General features: G+C 26.6%; 17 protein-coding genes and 1 tRNA gene. 2 read left to right on the top strand and 16 right to left on the bottom strand.

Going from position 1 to position 15101, the window contains the following annotated elements; genetic code table 11:
- Positions 1 to 56 precede the first annotated feature (56 nt).
- Positions 57 to 1073, bottom strand: a complete 1017-nt coding sequence (locus tag C4S76_RS09040) for an AI-2E family transporter (protein WP_105194149.1) — start codon at positions 1071 to 1073, stop codon at positions 57 to 59.
- 15 nt (positions 1074 to 1088) lie between these two features.
- Positions 1089 to 1514 carry a type II 3-dehydroquinate dehydratase gene (aroQ, locus tag C4S76_RS09035; protein WP_105194148.1) on the bottom strand — a complete coding sequence of 142 codons (426 nt, stop codon included), beginning with the start codon at positions 1512 to 1514 and terminating at the stop codon, positions 1089 to 1091.
- Between the two features lie 94 nt (positions 1515 to 1608).
- Here aroQ and C4S76_RS09030 point away from each other — a divergent pair.
- Positions 1609 to 1692: transfer RNA gene (locus C4S76_RS09030), tRNA-Leu, on the top strand.
- 751 nt (positions 1693 to 2443) lie between these two features.
- Here the strand turns inward: C4S76_RS09030 and C4S76_RS09025 are convergent.
- The 7 genes from C4S76_RS09025 to C4S76_RS08990 form a co-directional block, all read right to left on the bottom strand.
- Positions 2444 to 3094, bottom strand: a complete 651-nt coding sequence (locus tag C4S76_RS09025) for a hypothetical protein (RefSeq protein WP_105194147.1) — start codon at positions 3092 to 3094, stop codon at positions 2444 to 2446.
- Positions 3095 to 3103: 9 nt separating this feature from the next.
- Positions 3104 to 3832, bottom strand: coding sequence for a hypothetical protein (locus C4S76_RS09020; protein WP_105194146.1), 729 nt, complete (start codon positions 3830 to 3832; stop codon positions 3104 to 3106).
- 407 nt (positions 3833 to 4239) lie between these two features.
- Positions 4240 to 4779, bottom strand: a complete 540-nt coding sequence (locus C4S76_RS09010) for an STM3941 family protein (protein WP_105194145.1) — start codon at positions 4777 to 4779, stop codon at positions 4240 to 4242.
- A gap of 658 nt (positions 4780 to 5437) precedes the next feature.
- Positions 5438 to 6217, bottom strand: coding sequence for an ankyrin repeat domain-containing protein (locus C4S76_RS09005; protein ID WP_105194144.1), 780 nt, complete (start codon positions 6215 to 6217; stop codon positions 5438 to 5440).
- A gap of 22 nt (positions 6218 to 6239) precedes the next feature.
- Positions 6240 to 6992 (bottom strand): hypothetical protein, encoded by a 753-nt coding sequence (locus C4S76_RS12155; RefSeq protein WP_181044095.1) that lies wholly within the window; start codon positions 6990 to 6992, stop codon positions 6240 to 6242.
- Positions 6938 to 7246 (bottom strand): hypothetical protein, encoded by a 309-nt coding sequence (locus C4S76_RS09000; protein WP_181044094.1) that lies wholly within the window; start codon positions 7244 to 7246, stop codon positions 6938 to 6940. The genes C4S76_RS12155 and C4S76_RS09000 overlap by 55 nt, the downstream gene beginning before the upstream one ends.
- A 456-nt stretch (positions 7247 to 7702) precedes the next feature.
- Positions 7703 to 8239 carry an STM3941 family protein gene (locus tag C4S76_RS08990; protein ID WP_105194142.1) on the bottom strand — a complete coding sequence of 179 codons (537 nt, stop codon included), beginning with the start codon at positions 8237 to 8239 and terminating at the stop codon, positions 7703 to 7705.
- A gap of 1169 nt (positions 8240 to 9408) precedes the next feature.
- Between C4S76_RS08990 and C4S76_RS12120 the strand changes: the two genes are divergently transcribed.
- Positions 9409 to 9543, top strand: a complete 135-nt coding sequence (locus C4S76_RS12120; protein WP_260209345.1) for a hypothetical protein — start codon at positions 9409 to 9411, stop codon at positions 9541 to 9543.
- Here the strand turns inward: C4S76_RS12120 and C4S76_RS08980 are convergent.
- The 7 genes from C4S76_RS08980 to C4S76_RS08950 all read right to left on the bottom strand — a co-directional run bounded on the left by C4S76_RS08980 (position 9535) and on the right by C4S76_RS08950 (position 14947).
- Positions 9535 to 10005: a hypothetical protein gene (locus tag C4S76_RS08980; protein ID WP_146105721.1), complete on the bottom strand. Its 471-nt coding sequence runs from the start codon at positions 10003 to 10005 to the stop codon at positions 9535 to 9537. The two genes, C4S76_RS12120 and C4S76_RS08980, sit on opposite strands and share 9 nt — an antisense overlap.
- Positions 10006 to 10152: 147 nt before the next feature.
- Positions 10153 to 10560, bottom strand: a complete 408-nt coding sequence (locus C4S76_RS08975) for a hypothetical protein (protein ID WP_146106011.1) — start codon at positions 10558 to 10560, stop codon at positions 10153 to 10155.
- Between the two features lie 132 nt (positions 10561 to 10692).
- Positions 10693 to 11202: a hypothetical protein gene (locus tag C4S76_RS08970; protein WP_105194138.1), complete on the bottom strand. Its 510-nt coding sequence runs from the start codon at positions 11200 to 11202 to the stop codon at positions 10693 to 10695.
- A gap of 487 nt (positions 11203 to 11689) precedes the next feature.
- Positions 11690 to 12256, bottom strand: coding sequence for a hypothetical protein (locus C4S76_RS08965; protein ID WP_105194137.1), 567 nt, complete (start codon positions 12254 to 12256; stop codon positions 11690 to 11692).
- Positions 12257 to 13208: 952 nt separating this feature from the next.
- The gene (locus tag C4S76_RS08960; protein ID WP_105194136.1) at positions 13209 to 13667 is read right to left on the bottom strand and encodes a hypothetical protein; all 459 of its coding nucleotides are present in this window, start codon (positions 13665 to 13667) and stop codon (positions 13209 to 13211) included.
- 414 nt (positions 13668 to 14081) lie between these two features.
- Entirely contained in the window at positions 14082 to 14600 is a 519-nt protein-coding gene (locus C4S76_RS08955) for a hypothetical protein (protein ID WP_146105720.1), read from the bottom strand.
- The gene (locus tag C4S76_RS08950; RefSeq protein WP_105193303.1) at positions 14600 to 14947 is read right to left on the bottom strand and encodes a hypothetical protein; all 348 of its coding nucleotides are present in this window, start codon (positions 14945 to 14947) and stop codon (positions 14600 to 14602) included. The genes C4S76_RS08955 and C4S76_RS08950 overlap by 1 nt, the downstream gene beginning before the upstream one ends.
- Between the last annotated feature and the right edge of the window lie 154 nt (positions 14948 to 15101).

Genomic DNA, 15101 nt, shown 5'->3' with positions numbered 1-15101 from the left:
ATTATAACACTTTTTTATTTGGGAAATAACTTCAAAAAGTTGTTCAGATCATTAATTTAATTACTATCGCTAAATTCATCTGTGTAAACATCTAAAAGAAGAAAGAAAGAAGAGAGTAATATAGGTCCAAAAATAAGCCCAAGGAAACCAAAAATATTCATTCCGAAAATTACCCCGAAAACAGTAATCAACGGATGTACATTATCCAATTTTTTTAACAGGGTAAATCGGCAAATATTATCAATACTTCCAATAACCAGGATTCCATAAAGCACAACAAATACAGCCTGCCAGTTTTGTCCTGAAGTAAATAGTAAAATAGCTATTGGAATATATGCCAGGGCAGATCCTATAATAGGGATCATGGAAGCGAAAGTTGTTGCTGCAAACCAAAACCATAAATTGTCGACTCCTACTATAGCATATCCGATTACTCCGGCTATTCCTTGTATCAAAGCTACGGCCGGAATACCAATTGCATTAGATTGAATCATTGTTTTTAATCGTTGGGCTAGTTTTATACTATTATTATCTTTTAAAGGAGACCATTTCATAAGGGTCGATTCCATACTTCGTATGTTCATAATCATAAAAAAGAAGATGAAAAAAGAAAAAAAGAAAACGATTATAGAGTTTATGGTAGAATTTAATACATCGGGAATAAATTTGCTTGCCCATCCTGTAAACTCTATAATATTCTCTTTACTGAAGAGATTAAAGCCATAATGGACTTGCAAGTCATTTAATATTTTATTTAAAGAAATACTAATTTTTTCACAATAAGAAATAGCCGTCTGCACTTTAGAGTAGGTCAGTTCGATAAGTAAATAAACAGGAGCGGCAATAATTAATAGGGCAAGAACGAAAATAAGTATAAATGCCAGCCAGGAATTCCACTTTTTTTTCTCAGTTAAGTAAAGAAAAAAATTTCTTGTTATAGCATATAGGGTAACGGCTCCTAGCAAACTAGGTAAAAAAACTGCCAATTGGCTGATTATAAGTATAAACAGGGCAATAATGATTAATATAAATAAAATTTGATGTATTACCTTGGCGCTTATTTTATTTTTCATGACTACAAAGATTTATTATTTTGTATTCTTTATAAATGTATGAATTGCATCTTCATATCCGGAAAGTCCTTTACCTTTGATTTGAGCAATGCAAGCAGCAGAGGTAACGGAAACCTTACGGAAGTCTTCACGTTTATCAATATCAGAAATATGAATTTCAATCGCCGGAGTGGTTACGGCTTTTAATGCGTCATATAAGGCATATGAATAATGGGTAAAGGCTCCGGGATTAATTACGATTCCTTGATAAGAAAAACCGATTTCATGAATTTTATCAATCAGAGTACCTTCGTGGTTAGATTGGAAATATTCTAATTCTACCGCTGCGAATTTTTTTTGAAGGGAAGAAAAATAATCTTCAAAGGTAAGAGATCCGTAAATTTCAGGTTCCCGTTTTCCCAACAGATTCAAATTAGGGCCGTTAATAATTATAATTTTCATCTTTAAAATTTATACGAATATATAAAAGAATAAAATAAGGAGATAATTTTGATAAGAAAAAAATAAATAAGTATATTTGCCTCCCTGTTTACTTGCCCGGATGGCGGAATTGGTAGACGCGCTGGACTCAAAATCCAGTGATAGCAATATCGTGTGGGTTCGATTCCCACTCCGGGTACAATAAAAACCCCTGTTAATAAAATCATTAACAGGGGTTTTTAAAAAGGAAGTAATTTTACTGTCATTTTTCCTTATAATTATCTCTTATTTTTTCATTCTAAAGAGTCTATAGTCTTAGGTTTAGGTGGTTTTGGAAATTCATACTCTTTTTTATTTCTAAATATTGAATTTAAATTTCCTTTTTAAAGATATAGTAAGCGATCTTGTGTTATTTTGTATACTATTCCTTTCAAGTAATCATTATCAAATTTATCATTTATAACTGGAGATGGATTTTTGTAGGTATTAGTATGGTTTGGGAGTAATATATTATATTTCAAATTGTGTGGTTGAGTAATAAATTATTGTATTGGTTTTATAAGTAAAAAAATCTACTTTGTCGACATTAGCCATTATTTTAAATTTATCTTCATATTCAGAGCTAATTAAGAGTAAACTATCTCTTCTAAAAAAATATAAAATATAGAATCTTTTTTAGTAATGGGATCTTTTCTTAATTCATATTTACCATTTGAATCTAAAAGAGATTGTCTATATCTTCAATATTATTTTTATCTACTATTAAGGATAACATAATATTTATTATTTTGAATTAAATTAAATTATTTATCCTTCTAACCTTAAATATCATACCTCAATAACTACTATTATTTATTTGTACTATTCTTCTTTGATTGGATTCAGTAATCCTTAAGTATTTCGAATTATAGTTATATTCTCTTGTAATTCATAAACGGCTGTCTTACTATTTACCACATAATACTCCAATAAATAATCTCTTTATCTTTTTCATTCAAGGCTATTCCTTTAGAATAACCATGTTCCCATTTTTTAGGCATTTGTTTATTAGGTTTCATTTTAAAATTATCATCATATTCTCCTGCTTTAGCTTCCAATACATAAATAGTATAATTTTCCGAAAGTTTCATCGGTTGTCCTTCTGAACCTTTATAATCTAAAAAATTAGGTATTGGATATTTTCCCACATAACAATTTCTCTTAACTAAATTAGTATCAATTTTCTTAGTCTTTACTACTCCATTTAAGTCTAAATAATCAAATCTATTCACTATTAATAAGCAGGAATCCTTAGGAATATATTTAGTTATTGAGGTATTAATTATATTTTTTACTCTTAACAATTCTTCTTTATGTAAATTATAATCATAAAGAAATAAGCTTGTTTTGTGATCCTGTATATCTTCTGTAAATATAATATAAGTGTCCCAAGCCTTCTTTTTTTCTGGAAATTGATTTATAAAGTTTTTTTTGAAACCATTCTTATATTGTTCATATATTTTATCATTTAATGTAGTTAATGTTTTAGGCTTTTGGGAACAACCCAATAATATACTAATAAATAAAAATGTAAAAAATAAATAAATTTTTGTGTTTTTCATTATTGATTATTATTTTATTGCTTTATATATGTTAATAATATATCTAAAAAATTTTAATGTAAAAGCAGTATTATCCCCTGTCCTTTGACTACTAAAATAAGATGTTTTATAATTGGATTGACCTGGTGTCTTAGCTATATCATAAACTACACAATTTATAGAAGAATAAGAGCCCTTAGATTTTCCAGGACCTCTTATATTTCGTCTTATATTTAATAAATTAGATTTAACATAAGTTTTTTCAGTATCGCCTAATTGGGTTAATGTATAATTTACATTAGTTATATTCTCCCCGTTTCCCATTCGACCTCCTGAAGAATATCTTTCTTCCTTGATTGAGACTTTTTCAGCCGGTACAAAATCATGTTTACCCATAAAATAATCTGGATTTTCGATAAATACAGTTCCTTTATAATCCATAATATTCTTTCCAGCAAAAGTAACATTATCTCCCAACATATTATCTGCTCCTATATTTGTAAAATCCTCTACTTTCATACCTGTATTCTGCCCTATATCAGATTGATCTATATAATCTTTATCTTTAATAAAAATTACTTGTCCATTTTTTTGATTGACAAACCAGTCATCTGTACCATCACCTTTATTAAGCCAAGTGGTATTATTGTCAGAATTATTCCATAGATTATCTAAAAAATTTTTAGATAGCATCCCATCAGGGTCTAAGAAGCGGATAGGACTATTAAAGGCATAATTGTAAGGAGAATGTTTTCTCATATAAATATACTTACATTCATTAAATGAAAAATTAAATATACTGTTATAGGTTGTATGCAAATATCAGATATTAGTTTTTTTAAAGCATACTGTCAGGTTAATTTTTTCAAAACAAAAACTTTTGTCTAAACCATTATTTGTATAGTCATAAGTATAAATAATAATATTTTCATTATAATATTTTTTTATCCAGTCTTGTAGTGTTTCTCTATTCATTAAGGAAATTTCTTTATTATCTAAAAGCAATTTATTAGTATGAATAGATAAATAATCAAAAAGACCTTCGTCATAATGAAAAAAATAAAGATTTAATCTTGCATGATCTATCTCTTTATGAATTTTAGCTTTTTTAGTATTATTTCTATTAACTTTACATAACCTGTTTTAGCTCCTGCTACATTTTATTTTTATTTAGAAATAGATTGGTATCTATTAAATTCTTCTTTTAATAATTTCTCCATTTCTTTTGAATTACATTGTAACCCTGCTGATGATAAGAAAATAGGTGTTCCGTTATTATTTAGATTTCTTTTGTATAAAAACTTTTTAACATGTTTAAATTTATTCAAATATTCTTTTGGATTTTTAACCATTATTAATATATAGTTCTGATTGTAAAATTTGTATGTTTTGATATCTGTAACATCTTTCCATTTTATTAGCCCCAATGTATTTGCACTTGCATGAAAAATTATACCATCGGAATTTATAACTAATCCGGGTTTTTTATTAAATAATTTTAGAAAAATAGAAATTGATGATATTCCAAAAACACAAACTCCTAAACATCCCATGAAAATAATTGTATTTTCATTAGGATTTCTTCTTAATGAAATAAATCTTTCAGGGTTTGAAACATGAATAGTACTATAATAGGTAAAAAAGATTGAAACAAATAGCATGACAAATAACTTTTTTTTACTGAATTTAATTATTATTTCTTGCATTTATTCGTACGCTTTTTCTATTAAATTTTTACTAATTTCTGTTCCAACTTATCCCCCAAAATAATTTCCTACAATGGTGCCAATAACGGTTACCACTCCACAAGATTCAGGTTCTATTAAAATTCCAACATCCCCAAACTTGTAATTAACAAATTTAGCAGTTTCAAAAGCTTAAGATTTGTTTTTGTCTGACTCTACAAAAGCACTTTCAGTTAATTTATCAATATATGTAAACCTTCCTAAAGTTATGTCATATTGTCGGAAAATCCATAGAAATTACATTTGAATCTAATTCCGTTTGCCATTCCTTTCCATTGTATTTAACTAATAGTTGCAGGTTATTATTGTTAAAATATAATCAATATTTCCAAAAAGGATTATTATTTCGTTTACCACATTTTGGGCAAATAATAATTCCTGCATTAGAAACTACCACCCATGCTTCATCAAAGTAATTGCAAAATACTTAATTATCACTAATTATTCTGGCTGGTTTCAAATTTTCATCAGGAAATTCATTATTCATTAATTCTTTATTTTTTGAAAATATTTCACAAGTATTATTTTTACAATCTAAAATATCGTCAAAAAAATATTTATACTTAAAAAAATGATAAATAATATTAATTTTTATAAAAATATTTTTTTAATTTCTAAACTATAGGCATCCTTTTTCTATTAATATATTTTTTATATTACTATATTCTTTAGATGATCTAAGGTTTTCATCAGTATTTATTAAATCCTTAATATAAATGGGAGTTTCAGAATTATCTGCATTATATTTTTTATATAATATTTTATTACAATCAGCTCCTTGTTCTAATAAATATAATACTACATTATAGTGTTCTTGGAGAATTGCTCTGCTTAGCTGTTCCCCGTTACTATTTAACTTAGCTCCTTTTTCAACTAAAAGTCTTACTAATTTTAAATTTCCTCTGCTAGATGCAGCTCCTAAGGGAGTATCTTTTGTTTTTTGTTTTTCAGTACCACTCAAACATTCCATATCATTTACATTAGCTCCATATTTTATTAATTCTTCTACATATTTTATTTTGTTATCAAAATCTTGGCAGGCTTGTATAATTGGAGAAGTACAATGTAATGAATCATGAATATTAGGATTGGCACCTAATTTTAATAACTCTTGAAAAGACTTAAATTGCCCATTATATATGCTTAAATGAAGTAATGTTTTACCATATAAAGGGTCCTGATAATTAATTATTTTTGGATTCTTTTTTACTTCTTCGTCTACTTTTTTAGGATTATTATCCCAAACTGCTTTTGCTAGATTCCATGCAGGAGTGTTCTGAAATAATCTATAATCAGAACTCAGAAGTTTATCTTTATCTACCTTTCTATCTCGGTTAATTTTGTTACAAGACAATAAAGTAATAAATAGTAAACTGAATAATACTATCTTTTTTTTCATAATTTTATTTGTTAATCAGGGTTTATTCCAATTCTTTTAATATATTATCTATACTATGTCCATTTATTTTAGATGCTTTATTAGATGGAGCTATATATTTTCTAACTCCATCTACATCAGGCATAATAAGACCTAGACCTGTAGTATTATTATTTTGTATAAGATTTAATGGGTCAGAAGTCATTATATATGCTATTATATTATTATCACTTCCTTTAGCTCCTGTGGATTTTTTAGTTAGAGAACTTACACCTGCTGCATTAAAAGTAATTGCAGCATCCCCTGTTAGCATAGAGTTATTAGCTGCTAGTCCTCCTCCTAATGAATGGCCTACATATGTTAATTCAGCATTGCCTAACTGACCTGAGATAGCTTTAGCTGCTGTTGAATATTGCTTATATTGCCTTGACGCCCCAAGCACTTGCTTTATATTTGTAACTCCATCTTTCCTTAAATCTTCTGTTCCCGCAGTAGCATAAGTATATTCTGTCTTTCCATCTATCGTTCTTTCATATACTTGAGATTTAAATCCTGAATCTTTATCATTCAAGATTACATCTTTTCCAAAATCTTTTTTAGAAACTTTCCAGCCCCCTATAAGAATTTTATCTGATTTGTCTCCATATACATGAGCCGCCATTGCGGCAGCTTCTTTAGGGGTTGGTTTATATACGCCCTGAACTGCCATTCCATCCGGATCAATAAAGAATATAGGGTTGTTTATTGCATAAGTATTAGGAGACCATCTGCGGTATTTCTCCGCAAGCGGATCCATATTAAACCATCTACCATCGCCGGATCATAATTTCTTGCCCCATATTCGTATATATTCAGTCCCAGTTCACTTTGCAATTCCTTTCCATTGTATTTATATTTATTCTCCGTTTGCAGGTTATTGTTGGCATACCCCGCATGTTTTAATCCAAACGGATTATAATGATTTTCCTCCAGTATTTCCAGTGAACCATTTGCAGGATTTTGATGGTAACTCAAGCGAATATTCTCCGATTGATTTTTATTATTATTCATTTTAATTTTTATATTGTGTCATTCCTAAATATTAAGTATGTGTACTATTATAAAGATACTTAGATTCATTAAATGAAAAATTAAATATACTGTTATAGGTTGTATGCAAATATCAGATATTAGTTTTTTTAAAGCATACTGTCAGGTTAATTTTTTCAAAACAAAAACTTTTGTCTAAACCATTATTTGTATAGTCATAAGTATAAATAATAATATTTTCATTATAATATTTTTTTATCCAGTCTTGTAGTGTTTCTCTATTCATTAAGGAAATTTCTTTATTATCTAAAAGCAATTTATTAGTATGAATAGATAAATAATCAAAAAGACCTTCGTCATAATGAAAAAAATAAAGATTTAATCTTGCATGATCTATCTCTTTATGAATTTTAGCTTTTTTAGTATTATTTCTATTAACTTTACATAACCTGTTTTAGCTCCTGCTACATTTTATTTTTATTTAGAAATAGATTGGTATCTATTAAATTCTTCTTTTAATAATTTCTCCATTTCTTTTGAATTACATTGTAACCCTGCTGATGATAAGAAAATAGGTGTTCCGTTATTATTTAGATTTCTTTTGTATAAAAACTTTTTAACATGTTTAAATTTATTCAAATATTCTTTTGGATTTTTAACCATTATTAATATATAGTTCTGATTGTAAAATTTGTATGTTTTGATATCTGTAACATCTTTCCATTTTATTAGACCCAATGTATTTGCACTTGCATGAAAAATTATACCATCGGAATTTATAACTAATCCGGGTTTTTTATTAAATAATTTTAGAAAAATAGAAATTGATGATATTCCAAAAGAACAAACTCCTAAATAGCCTGTAAATCTAATTAAATTTTTATTAGGATACATTATTGTTACAAATTTTTCAGGGTTTGAAATAAAATTAATACTACAATAAGTGAAAATAAAACTTAAAAATAATAAGATGATTAACTTTTTTTTACTGAATTTAATTATTATTTCTTGCATTTATTCGTATGCTTTTTCTATTAAATTTTTACTAATTTCTGTTCCAACTTCTCCCCCAAAATAATTTCCTACAATGGTGCCAATAACGGTTACCACTCCACAAGATTCAGGTTCTATTAAAATTCCAACATCCCCAAACTTGTAATTAACAAATTTAGCTGTTTCAAAAGCTTAAGATTTGTTTTTGTCTGACTCTACAAAAGCACTTTCAGTTAATTTATCAATATATGTAAACCTTCCTAAAGTTATGTCATATTGTCGGAAATCCATAGAAATTACATTTGAATCTAATTACGTTCGCCATTCTTTTCTATTGTATTTATACTTATAAAACTTATTTATCAAAGAGTTTTATTTTAAAATAAATTTTATAAACCATAATACAAGATTTTTATTGAATCATTATTTTTATTTAAATAAGCTCTTCATCGATATTCTTTTTTTTATATTCAACAAGAAAAGATACCTTATATTCCCAATATTTATTACTGCCAATCTTTCTATTAGTATTATTTTTTAAGATTATCATATGTCTTTTTCATGAGATTAATTTTAATAAACCCAATTGTCAATTATTCCAGAATCACCATTATAACTCCCTATATTTTAACCATTTTTAAATAAATTTCAATTGCTTATTTATTAGGTTATTAAACGATGTTTCTCTCTAGAGAGTTCTTGTTTTATATTTGGAATTTTCATTTGTGTATTTAACTACTCTTGGAACTGTTTTTTCTCTGTTTGCAAAAAAATATCTTTCATAAGGAGCAATAATAGTCACCCCCTAAAGAAATTCAGCTATTAAAATGACTAGTATTGTCATAAATAAAACCCCTATATAGAATCCCTTATATCTATACTTTTTTAAACCTGTATTTTTATCCTCTGCATTAATTATTTCAGAATATGAAATATTTTTTCCAATTATTTTATAATATAAAAATATAATACTGCATCCTATATATACAGATATTAATTGTTTAATTAATAATTCGAAAATTTTATTTGCCATATTTTATTTTTGTATTTCTTCTGATAATAATATTGTTCCATCTATAAATGTCCCTGAACTATTAAGACCACAAGGTACAACATACTTATTATATAATCTCATCAAAGAATTATACATTTTATTTTTCTGTCACCTACTATTCGCTGAACCTTTTAAAATGGAAGTTTCTTTAAACTTTTTAGAAAACTGGCTAGCATTTAGTGTTTTAGCTCCTGAAAATAATTTTACTTCTCCTAAGTATGGTATAACTGAGGAAACAAACTCTAATGCCCTTTCCCCTGAATCATATTGAGGTGCCCATCAAATATAAATATCTTGAATCATTAGCTGAATATGTATCACTTTTAAAAGTATTTAATGTAGCAAACCGAAGCACAGTATACCAAGAATCTACATAATTATATGAGAATTGACCTATAAAACTATCAGAATTAGACCATTTACTTTTTAAGCTTAAATTATCATTATTAGGAACCCCAATTTCTCCTGGCCATCCTGAAGCATCTATTTTAGGGTTTGAAAAAACTCTTTCTATAGCCGTTGTATTTGCTTGCCAATCTTTTCTTACGTCATCATAACTAGGACCAATATAAGTATGATTTGCTACAACTGTTGCTGCATCTGGATCTGTGTTAATCCAAACATATTCTCCAGTTTGATTATTCTTAAACCAATCATCTGGTGCCATCCCATCGGGGTCTAAGAAGCGGATAAGATTATTAAACGCATAATTACAAAGTGAGAGTCTTCTCATTTGTTTCACAAGTGGGGCTAAATTAAATCATCTTCCAATCGCCGGATCATAATTTCGAGCCTGGTAATTGGATAAATCTTTTTATATGTTATTATTTCATCAATAATTTTAAATGTATTTTTATTATTAAATTTTTTTATCGAATCATTATTTATAAGATATAGGGATTTCTAAAGATATAAATAAACTATCCTCAAATTTCTCATTGTAAGGAACTATAGAATCCTTTTTTAAAACTTTGAATATTTTATACCAAGGGTCACTCCAGTTAGGATTATTAGAATTATATTTATATTTGAGGAACTCTTTAGGAATACTATCACAATTATTTTGAGAATAAAAAATCTTATTTATCTCAGGATTGCTGCTTTTATAAACAAAAACTAGTTTATTATTTATTTTTTGACAGTATAATATAGAATCTTGTATATAATCTCCAGAAGTTGAAACTAAAACATAGTCAATATTTGCTTTTTTTTGGTATTTTAGTTTAACCAAGTTATAATTTGTATGCTTAGAAAACTCTTCCATTTCCTGAAAAATTAATTTATTCAAAGATTCATTAATTACGAAATCTAATTTTGGGACTATATTTTTTTGCTCCTTCTGTTTATTGCAAGAGAACAATAAACTCACTAATGAAAATATCAAACTTTTTCTATAAATAGCCATTTACATTAATTAATGTTAATCTATAGTTTTTGGGGAAGGAGGAGCATTCCATAAACTTATTCTTGACTGAATCTTGTATTCAGAAGATTTTTTGATTTTTTTATGATTGTTATATTGTTTAATCGAACAGTTTTCAATCTCTTTCAAGAAGGCAGGATTATCAAAGTCTTTTTCCTTATGATATAAATCTATTAAATATACAATAGAAATACTATCTCCTTTTTTAACTATCTTTTTTGCATAATTTATTTCAGGAACTAAAGCAAATGTATCCTTTCTGAAAATTATAAAGAAATTATTATAATCTTTTCTTTCTATAATAATATCTTTTGAATTTGAATTTTTGAAACTCAAGGTAGTAAATAACTTTATAGTAAATAAACTATCCTTTTTATTTATAGAATCATACCAAGGCTCTTGATTTTCAATTTTAACTTGAATAGATTTATTTTTACAATTAAAAAATAACAATGTAATTATCGTAAAGGCAAAAATATAAACTATTTTTATTTTATTTTTTTTCATAATATTTGATATTATCTTCAATATGTTTTTTAAATTCAGGCGTGGTTTTGGGTTATAAAGGTTGTTTTTTCTGATCACTATATATTTGTGAATGACTGGCTTTTGGTTTCCCAATATGCCCTTTAGCTCCACCTTCATGTCTTAAGATGCTGGTCTTTTATATCATCTGATAAATTATTATAAATACTTTTATTAAAAATCATAAGCTAATAGTTAGTCATCACTTTAGGGTTATAATCTGTTTTAGGGATATGCGCTTCAACAGAGTTTCCACTGGATAATGCATTTCCATTTTTATCATAAAAACACTCCATTTTTCTGAAATTTATATATGAATAGGGGAGTATTGTAAATACTTTACTAGAAGCATTCCTGCGTGACTATAAAACCAAAAATGCGTATGCTGTGTAAATATAAGTAAATATTACTATATTATTAAACCCCACACGTTATGGTGTGGGGCATATTTGGGTTTACATTTAAAAAATTACTCTTTTAAGTTGATCCAATTAGACTTTATAAATTCTAATTTACCATTACTACTTCTATATACATACACCAATCTAATTTTTGTATCATAATTTTTTACTTTTAAAAAATTATAGTCAATTGATAACGTATCGTATAACATATAGCCTTTAGGCTTAATAAATATAGTAGAATTATCTTCACAGTGTATTATCATTTCACCCAGTCCTGAAAAATCAATAATTTCTTTATTATAAAAAACCTTCCGTATAGCCTTTCTATTAAAAAAATTTCTATATTCACCTTTCTTATTTTCTAATAAAAAATTATCTATTAATGAATACTTTTTTACATCTCTTATATTAAAAGTTTCTATACCTAATGTATCCCAACTTCCACAACCTACATTCAATTTTTCTAAATTATATGAAATTTCAACTACTTTACTTGTTGTATTCTTTAAAAAAACTTTAAAACTTATTATTTTATCATCTTTTTTAATTAAATTATAATCTGCAATCACAGGATTATAAGTAATACAACTATATAAAATAGATGTAAATATTATAATAACTACTTTTTTCATTTCACATAATTTTTTACTGCCTTTTTATAATCACTAGTGGTACTTTTCCAAGATTCTTGTTCTTTCAGATTTAGATGAGGCTAGGCCTTAATTAAATTATTTCCTGTAATAGAATCAGTTATTTTCAGAACCTAATCTGATTTTATTAGACTTGAGGAAATTAAAACCACCAACACTTGATGGATCATATGCCCATTGTTCTTTATATACAGCAACTTCATCATAAATACCTTAAGATAGCTTAGTTCACATAACTTTGTAAAATATAATTAATTATTTTCATTTTTTGAGCACAATCAGATTTTCTTGTTAAAATTATGGTATTTTTTTAAGTTTCTTATTGATTATCTGTAACTCTAAGCTGATTTTTGATAATGAACTTGTGAGTAAAATGCCCCAAATTCAACAACTCTTTAATGAACAGCTGAACATTGTTAACGTTTTATTAAATGTTTTTTGAGTTAATATAAAAATAAAAGGTGTAAAATATATTCTATAAAAATTTATTAATTATTTTTGTTTTGATTTATTCATCTAGTTGCTTTACTCAACTTCTTCCATCTCCATCAATCCCTTTTTTAGGGTAACAAAGATCTGATTGATTAGCTCATTGAGGTTATAGATTTTGAGAACTATTTTTATAATTATTGTAAAAATAAAGTAGAAAAGGTTGCTAAGGAAAATAAATTTAATGTCGTTGAAAAACAAGAGATCATTAATAGTATAAATTTTAGCTATTTTAAATTTCCTATTTATAAAACTTTTATAAATATTAACAAGGAAAACTTAGAGAATTTAATTAAATCATTAAAAGAGATTAATTCTGATCAATCATTTATGTTTAAAATTATTTTTATTAATCAAAAGGAATCCTGTTTAATCTTGATGGATTTGTTACTAGTTTGCTTGGGGTAATATATAAAAAGAAGCTTATTATGAGCTTCTTTTTATCTTATTCGCTGGGAATATCATTTAAACTGAAAATGATAAAAAAGCATATGATATATAGAATTAGATTTTCATTTTCGGAGTAGAGTTTTAAACGATATTGATTTTTAGCAGCTAGTAATGGAGGTACGTAACATTCTAATATTAACACATCGTTACTATAAAAACTATAGTTTGGATTTTTACTTAATATTTTTGTTTTATATGTTATTATTTCATTATTGACTTTAAATGTATTGTTATTTATTAAATGTATTTTATTTGTAATTTTTGATTCAACTATTTTTAGTTTCCTATAGAGTAAAATTTGTATTAATTTAGATTTAATCTTCAATTTATTATTGATGTATATTTCTGAGATAAAAGTAAATCCACCAAAAGATCTTTTTACATAAATCTCATTGTTATCTAAAAAAAGTAAATAGTCAGATTTATTTATTACATTAAAAATAACTTCTTGCATTATTTTATATCAAATTTTAAATTTACTTTTGCTCCAAGTAGAACCTTAGTTCTAAAACCACCAACACTTGATGGATCATATGCCCATTGTTCTTTATATACAGCAACTTCATCATAAATACCTTAAGATAGCTTAGTTCACATAACTTTGTAAAATATAATTAATTATTTTCATTTTTTGAGCACAATCAGATTTTCTTGTTAAAATTATGGTATTTTTTTTAGTTTCTTATTGATTATCTGTAACTCTAAGCTGATTTTTGATAAAGAACTTATGGTTAAAATTGCCGATATTCAAAAACTCCCGGACGATAAAAGAAACGTGGTAATGGAACTGCTAGATTCGTTCCTTAAACAAACTAAATTGCAAAGTATTATGTATTAGAAAAGCTCGCTAATTGCGGGCTTTATATGTTTAGGACATTCCTGGTATATCATAGAGTTTACCCGTTATCCCAAGAATATAATTTATAAAATTCTTGAGTTCTATAGGAAAGTCCTCGTAATTGAATTTGCGCCCAAAGGCAACTTTATTTCCATCTATATAGAGATAATATTCCCAACTATCTTTAACTATTTTGGGATCATTGAATATTAAATCCTCTTTACGAGAACAATAGCTTTTTATCTTCCCTATTTCTTCATTATTTAATTGTTTCTTTATCACTTTATAATTATCGTTCCACTTGACTTTGGATAAGTCAAAATCATCTGCGACACTAAACGAACCTATTCGATACGTTAATTCATTATTTTGGCCAATATCTATTATATGAGCTCTTGTTCCTCCTGATACAGAAATTATTAGGATTAGTTCTTTAATTTTGGATTGTTCCATAGTTTCTCTGTTTTCCTTATCCCTGGTTCTGTTAGTATAAGTAAATGTACAGGAAATCATCAAAATGCAAATTAAAAGCGAAATTAAATTTTTCATTATTTATATATTTTACCCTCACATTCCCAGGGAAAACTTAAAATAGTATCTTTTTTATGTATATAAAATACTAACTCTCCTTTGCGTTTTATTAAGGTATCTCCTACAGACATATTATCTCTGAATTTTAGCCACCAACGACCATTGTCTTTACATGTACATGGGTTACCAGTTTGGATATCTCTACCTTTTAAACTTAAATAAGCTTGGCTTGTTGATGGTAGTTCATTTAATATTAAAATACACTCATTCTCTCTGTCAATATTAGAAGCTGATTCACAATTGGGTTTTAAACAAGAAATAAATAATCCAAAACTCACTAAAAAGAAAATATTTAAATTTTTCATAATCTCTATATATATTATTTTTTACTAAACCAACTACCTATTCTACGAATCCCATTACTTAGCTTATATACTTTTGCGGTTGAAACTGTGGCTCCAGCACCAAAGCCCGCTCCTGCATTTATTCCTATCGTACGTACTCCAGATGGATCTTTCT

Origin of the sequence: Apibacter adventoris (assembly GCF_002964965.1) — a bacterium.
GTDB classification, from domain to species: domain Bacteria; phylum Bacteroidota; class Bacteroidia; order Flavobacteriales; family Weeksellaceae; genus Apibacter; species Apibacter adventoris.
The sequence above is the reverse complement of the archived record's forward strand: the minus strand, read 5'-3'. Positions and strand labels throughout refer to the sequence as shown.

Bases quoted from the DNA above. Each gene is read 5' to 3' on its own strand.
- C4S76_RS09040 (WP_105194149.1), bottom strand. From the start codon at position 1,073: ATGAAAAATAAAATAAGCGCCAAGGTAATACATCAAATTTTATTTATA.
- aroQ (WP_105194148.1), bottom strand. From the start codon at position 1,514: ATGAAAATTATAATTATTAACGGCCCTAATTTGAATCTGTTGGGAAAA.
- C4S76_RS09025 (WP_105194147.1), bottom strand. From the start codon at position 3,094: ATGAAAAACACAAAAATTTATTTATTTTTTACATTTTTATTTATTAGT.
- C4S76_RS09020 (WP_105194146.1), bottom strand. From the start codon at position 3,832: ATGAGAAAACATTCTCCTTACAATTATGCCTTTAATAGTCCTATCCGC.
- C4S76_RS09010 (WP_105194145.1), bottom strand. From the start codon at position 4,779: ATGCAAGAAATAATAATTAAATTCAGTAAAAAAAAGTTATTTGTCATG.
- C4S76_RS09005 (WP_105194144.1), bottom strand. From the start codon at position 6,217: ATGAAAAAAAAGATAGTATTATTCAGTTTACTATTTATTACTTTATTG.
- C4S76_RS12155 (WP_181044095.1), bottom strand. From the start codon at position 6,992: ATGGATCCGCTTGCGGAGAAATACCGCAGATGGTCTCCTAATACTTAT.
- C4S76_RS09000 (WP_181044094.1), bottom strand. From the start codon at position 7,246: ATGAATAATAATAAAAATCAATCGGAGAATATTCGCTTGAGTTACCAT.
- C4S76_RS08990 (WP_105194142.1), bottom strand. From the start codon at position 8,239: ATGCAAGAAATAATAATTAAATTCAGTAAAAAAAAGTTAATCATCTTA.
- C4S76_RS12120 (WP_260209345.1), top strand. From the start codon at position 9,409: ATGGAAGTTTCTTTAAACTTTTTAGAAAACTGGCTAGCATTTAGTGTT.
- C4S76_RS08980 (WP_146105721.1), bottom strand. From the start codon at position 10,005: ATGAGAAGACTCTCACTTTGTAATTATGCGTTTAATAATCTTATCCGC.
- C4S76_RS08970 (WP_105194138.1), bottom strand. From the start codon at position 11,202: ATGAAAAAAAATAAAATAAAAATAGTTTATATTTTTGCCTTTACGATA.
- C4S76_RS08965 (WP_105194137.1), bottom strand. From the start codon at position 12,256: ATGAAAAAAGTAGTTATTATAATATTTACATCTATTTTATATAGTTGT.
- C4S76_RS08960 (WP_105194136.1), bottom strand. From the start codon at position 13,667: ATGCAAGAAGTTATTTTTAATGTAATAAATAAATCTGACTATTTACTT.
- C4S76_RS08955 (WP_146105720.1), bottom strand. From the start codon at position 14,600: ATGAAAAATTTAATTTCGCTTTTAATTTGCATTTTGATGATTTCCTGT.
- C4S76_RS08950 (WP_105193303.1), bottom strand. From the start codon at position 14,947: ATGAAAAATTTAAATATTTTCTTTTTAGTGAGTTTTGGATTATTTATT.